Source organism: uncultured Cyclobacterium sp. (assembly GCF_963976465.1).
Classification (GTDB): domain Bacteria; phylum Bacteroidota; class Bacteroidia; order Cytophagales; family Cyclobacteriaceae; genus Cyclobacterium.
In genome coordinates, this window is sequence record NZ_CAXBOC010000594.1 from 1 (window position 1) to 3,099 (window position 3,099).

Annotated in this window: 1 protein-coding gene and 1 pseudogene; both read left to right on the forward strand. The window is 43.0% G+C overall.

All coding sequences use genetic code 11. From position 1 onward, the window contains the following. A pseudogene (locus tag AAC037_RS22660) lies at nucleotides 1–497 on the forward strand (sugar phosphate isomerase/epimerase); the annotation flags it as partial. 320 nt (nucleotides 498–817) lie between these two features. Then, a partial coding sequence (locus AAC037_RS22665; protein WP_339905827.1) for a DUF6797 domain-containing protein occupies nucleotides 818–3,099 on the forward strand: 2,282 nt, incomplete at its 3' end.

The following is a 3,099-nucleotide window of genomic DNA, read 5'->3' on the forward strand; positions in this document are numbered from 1 at the left end:
TACCTCTTTTTAAATTGGCAGACAGGCTTTCCAAAGATTCAGGGATTCCGATAACCCATGAAACTCACCGAGGAAAGTGTTTGTATGCCGCCCCAGTGGCCAAACGCTATTTTGAAAGCCTTCCGGATTTACGCATTTGCTTGGATATCTCCCATTGGTGCAATGTCCATGAGTCGTTGCTTGAAGATCAGGATGAAATTGTTAACCTGGCCATTTCGAGGGCAGATCATATTCATAGCAGAGTAGGGCATGCAGAAGGACCACAGGTAAATGATCCCCGTGCCCCGGAATGGGAAACAGCACTAAAGGCTCACTTGACTTGGTGGGGAAAAGTAATTCACCTGCACCAAGAAAGTGACAGGGACTTGACTATCTGTACCGAATTCGGTCCGTTTCCTTATATGCCTACCTTTCCTTTCTCAGAAAAACCCTTGGCGAACCAATGGGAAATCAACGTTTATATGATGGAACTGTTAAAAGAACGATTTCATATTTAGGCAGCTGGTTTATGGGTTGGAAGATAAATTCTCTGTCTACACTTAAAATAGGCAATGGATTAAGCACCAAAAATTACCCTGTCTGACAGCTATTATTCTTTGTAATTCGCAGTTTTGGGTGTAATTTCAAGGCTGGTTAATTTAGGGTAAATCTTATTGAAAAAAAATTCGGTAAAACATCGAGTACAAAAAGAGAAGTTTGCTGCAATTCACCAATTACGAAGACCTATGTAATACGTCTAAGATGATGTCGACCATAGGAATAGCCTTGCCTGGTATAAATAAATTTAAAATCCGTTATTAATTCGCTTATTAAAGAAATGAAACATACGAAGACTGTTGCTATTTATTTTTTTCAACGATCGAAAATTAAAGGTTTTTTCGGTATACTTTCCCTATTACTAATGATGATTTCGGCTTGTGGTGAAGCTGAAAAAGAGGAGCTGATAACTTCAGTGAATTTTGACGAACAAAGCTTCGCTCCATTTGTGGAGCCTGCATTTCCTTATATTTCCACCTCTTTTGATGGGAGGAATTTAGGAGAGGGTTTTCCCGAAGACAATATATCCGGTCGTGTATTGGCCATAAAACTTGGGAATGATGCCTATGCATGTTTTGATACAGATATGCTGCGTTGGTCTGTAGCCTGGACAGGAGAATTTATGCCCATGGTAACCATGGCACAAGTTTCCTATGCAGAGTTTCACAACAAAGGCAACCAAATACCAACAATAGGAGGAGATCCCAAACTTGCCACAGGAGCTTATCCAGGTTGGGCAATAGGGCAAGCAACTGTCAAAGATCCCAGAAACCCATCTCCTCATCCCGACAGTCCCAAATGGGGAGCTATACCTGCGGAAATTGGTAGATATGAAGGAGTTTATCCTATGGATGACAAAGTTATTCTTTCTTATACAGTAGGTGGGACACTCGTTTATGAATTACCCGGTAGTAAGCTCCATGAGGGATTACCGGTTTTTAGTAGGAGATTTGCCATGGCCCCATCTGAGGAGAAAACCTTTTTAATGGCGGCTGAAATAACAGATATCAGCAAGGTAGAGCAGGAGGGAGACCAGGTAATGGTTTACCATGGTAACAAGGTGACAGCCATGGGATTGGTAAAAGGAAGTGAAGGGGTAAGCCTTTCTGTAGTAGAAAACAAGTATTTGGTGGCAGAAGTTGCTGCACATTCTTCCACAGTAGATTTTGAATTGATGCTTTGGAATGGGGAAGCGACTGAAAAGGATAAATTCGAGGGAGCTTTGAGCCAAGAATTGACAGCAATTCCCGATTTTGAAAATGGTAATAATGCTTACTGGACGGAAGAGGTGTTGACTCAAGGGCAAATTTCTCCTGATACTGCAGCCTTTGTAACAGATCGATTGACCTTGCCTGTTCCTAACCCTTGGAATAGAAATGTAAGAATGGTTGACATAAGTTTCCTTGGCGATTCTGAGGCTGCCATGGTTACTTTTGAAGGTGATGTGTGGAAGGTGACAGGGATCAATGAGTCATTGGACCGTCTTGTATGGACCAGGGTTGCTTCCGGTTTGTACGAACCGCAAAGTATTGAAGTAGTCAATGGAGAAATCTATGTATATGGAAAAGATGGAATCACCAGACTACATGATTTGAATGAAGATGGAGTAGCAGATTTTTACGAAAACTTTTCCAATGTGATGGCCCAGTCTATAGAAACACGTGAGTGGGCAAGTGACATGGTAGCTGATCCGAAAGGTGGTTTCTATGTGGCCAAATTTGGGGCCTTGGATATGGGGCCGGAGGCATCTTCTCCAAAAGCCTTAATGGGATTTAGGTCGGCATCTAATGATGATGGTTCAATACATAAAATTTCCGCTGATGGCAGGAGCAAAGCGCAGTTTGCTACTGGGTTTAGGGGCCCTTACCTGGGTATACATCCTGAAAAAGGTTGGTTGACAGGTTCTGATCAGCAAGGTCATTATATGCCATCCACACCTGTAATGTTGATTCGGAAAGGAGATTATTTTGGAGTTCCTGCCACTGCACATAGAGATCCTATTCCAGAAACCACCCCTCCAATTACTTGGATTCCTCACACTGACGATCGATCAGGTATGGGGCAAATATGGGTAACTTCTGACAAGATGGGGCCTTTAAATAATCAGATGCTGCATTTATCCTATGGCCGTCCAGGACTATTTGTTGTGAAGGTAGACAGCGGATCTAATACCGTTCAAGGCGGGGCTTCTGTCATTCCGGGCAATTACCCGGCTCCTTCCATGAAGGGAGATGTAAACCCAGGCGATGGAATGGTTTATTTTGCTGGCTTTTCATTATGGGGTCATAATTCCGAAGACTTAAGTGCCTTACTTAGGTTAAGGTACACCGGGCAAGAGAGTTTGTTGCCTGAGGATTATAAGGTGAGGGATGGTGGAATCCTATTGAGGTTTGGTCAGGCATTAGAAGAGGAAACCGCAACAGACTTGGCCAATTATCAGGTTAAAAGATGGAATTATATGCGAACGGAAAAATACGGTTCCGGACATTACCAATTGGACGGCTCAGTAGGGGAGGAGCATCTTCCTGTTTTGGCAGCCCAGTTGTCGGAGGACAAAAAAGC